The sequence below is a fragment of the Marinobacter sp. genome (genome assembly GCF_033722195.1).
GTDB lineage: Bacteria > Pseudomonadota > Gammaproteobacteria > Pseudomonadales > Oleiphilaceae > Marinobacter.
In genome coordinates this window covers 1-6,594 of record NZ_JAWVZL010000132.1, presented here as the reverse complement: position 1 = coordinate 6,594, position 6,594 = coordinate 1, and the positions used below count along the sequence as shown (strand labels likewise).

Below are 6,594 nucleotides of genomic sequence, written 5' to 3'. Positions count from 1 at the left end.
GTCAGCTTCCGTGGCGGAGCTGAGGCAGACGCTGCGGCCATCACCCTTGATGGAGCCGCGGGTTCTACCACCGACAGTTCCAGGGCCGCTGGAGAAATCACCTTCGATTCCTCGGTAAGCTTTGCAGTCAGGTCCAACGTTGATGCCGCAACCGGCGGAAGCATTCTTAATGTGGCGGCCAACACGGCCGTAGGGTCGGCCAAGGAGGATGTCAGCGGCATCGACATCAGCACCTTCGAGGGGGCCACCAGCGCACTTGCTATCACCGACGCCGCTCTTGAAAGCATCAGCGGCATCCGTGCCGACCTGGGCGCGGCTCAGAACCGGCTGGAATCCACCATTGCCAATCTGAGCACCACCTCCGAGAACCTGTCGGCGGCCCGCTCGAGAATACGCGACGCGGACTTTGCGGCAGAAACTGCGGAGCTGGCCCGCACCCAGGTCCTCCAGCAGGCAGGCCTTTCAATCCTTGCCCAGGCCAACGCAAGACCCCAGCAGGTGTTGCAGCTGCTCCAGGGCTAAGTCCTGCAATAAACCCGAAAAAGCCGGCATCTGCCGGCTTTTTTCGTTAAAAGCTCAAAAGTCGATAAGTTCGGCCTGCTCCTGAAATCCTGGCACAGCTTTCGCAACACCCTCTGCAACGAGCCTTTAAACCGTCAAAAGCATGCAGACTCTTGCCGCCCCGCTCCTTCGCGGCCTGATCACAACGAGGTGTTCCATGTACGCACAGCATCAGTCCCAGCCCTCCACCGTTCGCCAGGCCCAGGTCGCGCGCCTGCTGCTGGAAGCCAATGCGGCTTACAGCGAGTCCAACAACCCTGAAAGCCGCAACATCCGCCGCGTACTCGCGCGCGAGGAATGCCGCCGGCTGCTGACCGAAGCCCTGACCCTGGAGCCCGCGAACGCAGCCGGCCTGGGGCTGCTGGGCCGTGTGGAGATGGATGACGGCATGCTGGAGCGGGCCCAGGCGCTGTTCACCGCCAGCCTGGCGCAGAACCCCGACCAGCCCCAGCAGTACACCAACCTGGGCTACTGGGCGCTGAAATCCGAGCGCCCGGCACTGGCGGAACAGTACTTCCAGCAGGCGCTGGAGCTGGACCGGCAATCCGCCGCCGCTTTCTGCGGCGTTGCCCACGCCAAGCGGCAACAGGGACAATTCGACGTGGCCTTCCTGCATTACCGCAAGCTGCTGCAGCTGGGGGTGGAATGGGCCTCGGTATACAGCGGCATGCTGGTCTGCGCCGAGAACCTGAAGGTATCCCGTACTGACGCCGAGCTGGCGGGTGATGCCCTGGCGCTGCTGCGCCGGGACGACCTACCCCACCAGCAGATTGGCCGTTTCGTGGCGGCGGTGATTCACCATGGCTATGGCCTGGACAACCCGGATGCCGCCATTGACCTGGACGTGGCCGCCAACGACGAACTCCTCCTGCTGGCACTGCAGAAAACCCTGATGCCGGACCCGGCGGTGGAAGAGTTGGTGGTTGGTCTACGCCGGGCCATCCTGGCGGAAGTGGCCACCACCGCCGAGCTTCGGGACGAACTCCAGAGCCTGGCCATGGCCATCGGCCGCTACGCCGATCGCACCGGCTACGCCCTCGCGGCGCAGGACGACGAAGACAACCTGGTGGCCGCCATCAACGACAGCCTGCAGGCCCAGATCAGCATGGCCGAGCCCATGGACGACCTGGTGGGCTCGCTGATCCTGAGCGCCATGTACGGCGCCCTTTTCCACCAGACCTTCGCCGCCGGCCTCGGCCAGTGGAACCTGGTGGACTGGCCGCTGGGGCTACAGGCCCTGATGGCCACCAGCTATTACGACCGCGCCACCGAAGAAGCCATCAAGCAGAATTTTGACGAAAAGACCGCGGAGCTGTGCCTGGACAAAGTGGACGTGCCCCAGGCCTGGCCCAGCTGGGCACACCTGGCCTACCGTAACGAAACCAGCCTCAAAGCGCTGATCGCCTCCGAACTGAAGCTGCCTGTCGATACCCTGCCCGACACACTGCGACTGATGATTTGCGGCGCCGAATCCGGCCAGCGGGCCCTGGAGCTGGCCCACTACCTGGACGATGTGGAAGTGGTGGCCGTGGACGAGTCCCTGGCCAACATCGCCAAAGCCACGCGCCGGGCGGAGGAATTGGGGCTGACCAACATCGTGTTCTGGCCCTGGTCCATCGCCCAGCGCTTTGTCGCCGACGGCCACAAGGTGCACTGGCTGGAAGTGGGCCGCCTGCCCTCAAAAGCCATGACGCAGGTTTCCCTGCCGGCCCTGGTCAACAGCGCCTGCGCCGGCGGCAGCGTGATCCACATGCACACCGGCCTGGCCGAGCAAACTCCTGGTGACCGCCAGCTCAGGGCCCTGATCGCCGACCACAAACTGGCGCCGACCCGTACCAACCTGCGCCGGCTTCGCCGCATCGTGCTGAACAACCGCCAGGACCCGGTCTGGCAGGATCTGCTGGCAGACAGCGATTTCTACGGCCTGGGCGGCTGCCAGGACCGCTGGTTCCGCCCCCAGGACACCGACCAGTTGGCCCAACTGCTGGCCATGGTAAGCAACGAGGTTGAGTGGAAACTGCTGAAAGCCCGCGACAGCGACGGCCACAGCCTGGCCACTGGCCCGGTGCAGCGCCAGATCCAGGCCGAGGCCCTGGGCAGTGAGGTTCAGAGTCTGGTGGGGCAGAATCTGAGTGTCTACTTTGTGCGGCGGCGGTGAGCTGATCGTGTGAATGTGGGGTCAGATGAGGATTTCATCTGACCCCAAAGACACAGAATTCAGCCGAGCACGATATCTATCACAGCCTGCGTCAACCGCTCCACGACCAACAGGTCCAGCTCACCAACTTCCCTGAGAAAAATGGAGCTATTGGCTGTAAACAGTTTTCCGGGGCGGGCATAGCTGACCCTCTGCAAGGAGCCCGTAGCAAAATCACGGTTCCTCAACTCTATTGCTCGGGCATCGTAGGGTCTGCTAGTGACTTGGCAGAGAATGAAGTCTCCCTGCCCAACATTGGCAATGATGACGGCGGGTCTCAATTTTTCGCTGGAAAGATCCGAGAAGGGAAATCTGACCAGTATTACACTTCCTTTTTTAAATGGTTCCACGCCTCATCTTCCTCTTCCCTGAGCCAATCCTCTTTCAGCGCGGATTCCGCGGCATGAAGGACCTCATCCTGAGATTCATCTTCATCCAACAAAGTAATCAGGACTCTCCGTGATCCCTTTATCGAGACCTTCTCGAGCCATTTGACATGACCTTGCTCATCAATCACTGCTTCTATGGTTTGTAACACCTGGCGCCTCCTGGCTTGCTGGCGTTTTGCTATTCTGGCACTCGGGTAGGTGGCGGGCAAATTGATCCGCTCCTACATATACGGAATCAGCGACTCACCATAAAGATGCAGATCCTCCAGAATCTGCTGCTTGCGGGGTGTCAGGTCCGGGTCGGCCGCCAGGCGCTGGAGTTCACTGCCGTAGGCTTCCAGTGAGCGCCAGCCTTTCTTGGGGTTCATCAGGCGCCCTGATCGGAACTGCTCCCACTTCTCCATTTCCTCCCCTGTCAGCGTATCGGGGAAATTCCGGGCCCGGTAGCGGAAGACCATTTCCGCCAGCCGCGGGTCCTCGAAACGAATCTCCTGCTCCCCCAGGGTTTCCACCGGCTGCTTCAGCAGCCAGTCCAGCTTTTCCCGATCGGCCTTGCTGATGAAGCCGCCGGCGTAAAGCTGCTCGTCCGGGTCGGTCAGGTCGCCCTCGGGGGTTTGGTCGAAAGCCTCAGCGATTCGGGCCGCCAGATCCGGGGTCTGACGCAGCAGGGCCAAGTGTTGGCGCAGGCGGTCGCCGTCCAGCTCGAGAGCGTCCAGGCGCTCCGGCGACAGGGTCTTGAGCATGGTGGCCGGTGCCAGCACCGGACATTTGTTGAGCTGAACCCCCTTGAGCGGGAATCGGCTGGTACCCTCTCCCAGCTCCGTCTGGGAGGTGAACACGCGGGCGCGGATTTCTTCAGGTGTGGCGGTGAGCAGCTCGGTGGGATCTTCCCGCAGGTCGTAGACGATCACCAGATTGCGGTTGCTGGGATGTTCAGCCACCGGCGCTACCATGGCACAGCAGCCCCGGCTGGCGGGATACTTGGCGGAAACGTGGAATACCGGTTTCATGCTGGCGGTGTCCAGCATGGCCCGGGCGGAGTGCTTGTCCTTGTTGTTGATCACGAACTCGAACAGCTTGGGTTGGCGCTCCCGGATCAACCGGGCCACCGCAAGCGTGGCCTCCACATCTGACATGGCATCGTGGGCGCTCTCGTGGGCAATACCGTTGGCGGCGGTGAGCTCCTCGAGCCGGAAGCTGGGGGTGCCGTCCTCTTTCACCGGCCACTCAATGCCCTCAGGCCGCAGGGCATAGGTCAGGCGCACCATGTCGATGATGTCCCAGCGGGAGTTGCCGTTCTGCCATTCCCGGGCGTAGGGGTCCCGCAGGTTTCGATAGAGGGTGTGCCGGGTGACCTCGTCGTCGAAACGCAGGCTGTTGTAGCCCACCACGCAGGTGCCGGGCTCACTGAAGGCCCGGTTGATCAGGTCGATGAATTCCGACTCCGGGTAGCCCTCCGCCAGCGCCTTTTGCGGCGTGATACCGGTGATCAGGCAGGCCTGCGGGTCCGGCAGGTAGTCGTCGGTGGGCTTGCAGTAGATGACCAGCGGCTCTTCGATGATGTTCAGGTCGGCGTCGGTGCGGACGCCGGCAAACTGGGCAGGACGGTCGTGGACCGGGTCCACGCCAAAGGTTTCATAATCGTGCCAGTAAAACGAGCGAATCACGGACGGCGGCTCCTGGGCGGGTGACTTCTGGCGAATAATCGCCGCAGTCTAGCAAATCCTCCCGCCGCTCGCGCCCGGGGAGCCTCTGATTAACTCCTGGATGACCGCTGGCATCCAGAGGCTCCCTAGAACAGCCCCATACCCCGATCAATGTATTCGGTTCGAGCCCTGGGAATGCCGTTCTGCAGGGTCTGCAGATCGATGCTCATGCTGGTGGGCAGATTGAAGAAAACACCGGGGTTGGCACTGACCGGTGCGCCGCCGTCCACATCGGCCCACTCCACCGCCTGCTTCTGGAACGACAGGAAGAAGTCCTCGGCAAACCCCACAGTACCGTCGCCGTTGGCCACGCCAATGTCCAGGGTCTTGAGGTTGCTGAGGGGCGCGCATTGAACGCCGGTGGCGCAGTTGGTGTCGGCACCGGCCAGGCCAATGTGGCTGGCGCGGTACTGGGTCGCGGTGGTGGTGGCGTCGAAGAGGGTTGCCGGGGTCTGGGTGCCGGTGCCGTCGTCGATCTGCAGGCCCAGATTGCCGCTGAAACTGCTGATATCGCCCGACAGGGTGCCGCGGGCCTTATTGAGGCCGAAACGGAAGCCCACCACTTCACCGTTCTGCTCGGCCAGCTCGAAATAGGGGTCGGCGCCGACGAAAGGCACAATCTCGCCCACCGCATAGGTCTGGCCGTCGATCTGGACCTGGGTGTCGTCGCGGGCGATGTGGCCGAAGGAAAGCTGGCCGATGGCCAGGTCCGCTCCGTCGGTACCCTCCCCCAGAGCCAGGGTGTCGATGTTGGTCTGGATTTCCGAATCCATCCCCAGGGTTACCCGGGTGAACTGCTCCGTTGCGCCGATGGTGCGGTCAACGGCGATCATGGCCTGCCCCTGGACCTGTCCCAACTCCCTGTCGGAGATCGGCGTCAGCTCCGCCTGTGCATGCCCGCCCAAGAACAGGCATAACAGGCCGGGGAAGGCGTAAACGTACGCATCCCTGTTCATATCGTCGTGTCTCTGAATTAAGAAGCTTGTCGGCAAAAGGCGGCTTTTTATGCTTTTATAGGCCCTGCCACGGTCACTATTTTTGAAATGCAAGTTATGATTGACCGCAGCGACACTATACCGAAGCCACCACAGCCAAGGTCGTGATTGATGTCACAACGGGCCATATCAGCAACGGCATTTGATAACTTATGACCATGCAAGTACTGATCTGTGACGATTCCGCCATGGCCCGCAAGCAGATGGCACGGGCCCTGCCGGCGGACTGGCCGGTACAGACCCGCTTCGCCGTTGACGGCCACGACGCCCTCAAACAGATCCGGGCAGGCCAGGCAGACACCCTTTTTCTCGACCTCAACATGCCGGAACTGGATGGCTACGCCGTTCTTGAAGCCATCAATCGCGAAGACCTTCCGGTCCTGACCATCGTGGTCTCCGGGGACATCCAGCCCCAGGCCCGGGAACGGGTCCGCAAGATGGGCGCCATCGATTTCATCAAGAAACCCACCGACCCGGAACTTCTGGCTACGCTGCTGCAGGATTACGGCCTCTACCGGCCGGGCGAGGCGTTGACAACGGCCAGCCCCGATACCGAAGCCGCCAGCCTGGGTGCAGCCCTGACCCTGCACGACTACCTCCAGGAAATCTCCAACGTCGCCATGGGGCGAGCGGCCGACCTGCTGGCCCGCCTGCTGAACGTGTTCGTGCAGCTGCCAGTACCGCGGGTGGCGATGATCGAGCGCTCGGAGCTGAGCATGGCCCTGTCCGCCGCCGTGGAGACCACC

At 62.3% G+C, this 6,594-nt stretch carries 7 protein-coding genes; 3 read left to right on the top strand and 4 right to left on the bottom strand.

The window, feature by feature from the left end; all coding sequences use genetic code 11:
* The coding region (locus tag R3280_RS15415) for a flagellin (protein ID WP_318999499.1) at positions 1 to 522 on the top strand (522 nt) is incomplete at its 5' end.
* Positions 523 to 718: 196 nt separating this feature from the next.
* A complete protein-coding gene (locus tag R3280_RS15410) occupies positions 719 to 2,719 on the top strand; it encodes a hypothetical protein (RefSeq protein ID WP_318999498.1) in 2,001 nt (666 codons plus the stop codon).
* A gap of 59 nt (positions 2,720 to 2,778) precedes the next feature.
* Here the strand turns inward: R3280_RS15410 and R3280_RS15405 are convergent, their stop codons facing one another.
* From R3280_RS15405 to R3280_RS15390, 4 genes are all read right to left on the bottom strand, one after another.
* Complete coding sequence (locus R3280_RS15405) at positions 2,779 to 3,108, bottom strand: type II toxin-antitoxin system PemK/MazF family toxin (protein WP_318999497.1); 330 nt, start codon at positions 3,106 to 3,108, stop codon at positions 2,779 to 2,781.
* Positions 3,081 to 3,356 carry a hypothetical protein gene (locus R3280_RS15400; RefSeq protein ID WP_318999496.1) on the bottom strand — a complete coding sequence of 92 codons (276 nt, stop codon included), beginning with the start codon at positions 3,354 to 3,356 and terminating at the stop codon, positions 3,081 to 3,083. Before R3280_RS15400 ends, R3280_RS15405 begins: the two co-directional genes overlap by 28 nt.
* Before the next feature lie 12 nt (positions 3,357 to 3,368).
* The gene (gene sbcB / locus R3280_RS15395) at positions 3,369 to 4,814 is read right to left on the bottom strand and encodes an exodeoxyribonuclease I (RefSeq protein WP_318999495.1); all 1,446 of its coding nucleotides are present in this window, start codon (positions 4,812 to 4,814) and stop codon (positions 3,369 to 3,371) included.
* Between the two features lie 125 nt (positions 4,815 to 4,939).
* Complete coding sequence (locus tag R3280_RS15390) at positions 4,940 to 5,809, bottom strand: hypothetical protein (RefSeq protein ID WP_318999494.1); 870 nt, start codon at positions 5,807 to 5,809, stop codon at positions 4,940 to 4,942.
* A gap of 191 nt (positions 5,810 to 6,000) precedes the next feature.
* Between R3280_RS15390 and R3280_RS15385 the strand changes: the two genes are divergently transcribed.
* Positions 6,001 to 6,594: response regulator (locus tag R3280_RS15385; RefSeq protein WP_318999493.1), on the top strand; the 594-nt coding region annotated here is incomplete at its 3' end.

What these genes read in the sequence shown, in the direction of transcription:
- R3280_RS15390 (WP_318999494.1), bottom strand. Translation starts at nt 5,809, where the DNA reads ATGAACAGGGATGCGTACGTTTACGCCTTCCCCGGCCTGTTATGCCTG.
- R3280_RS15410 (WP_318999498.1), top strand. Translation starts at nt 719, where the DNA reads ATGTACGCACAGCATCAGTCCCAGCCCTCCACCGTTCGCCAGGCCCAG.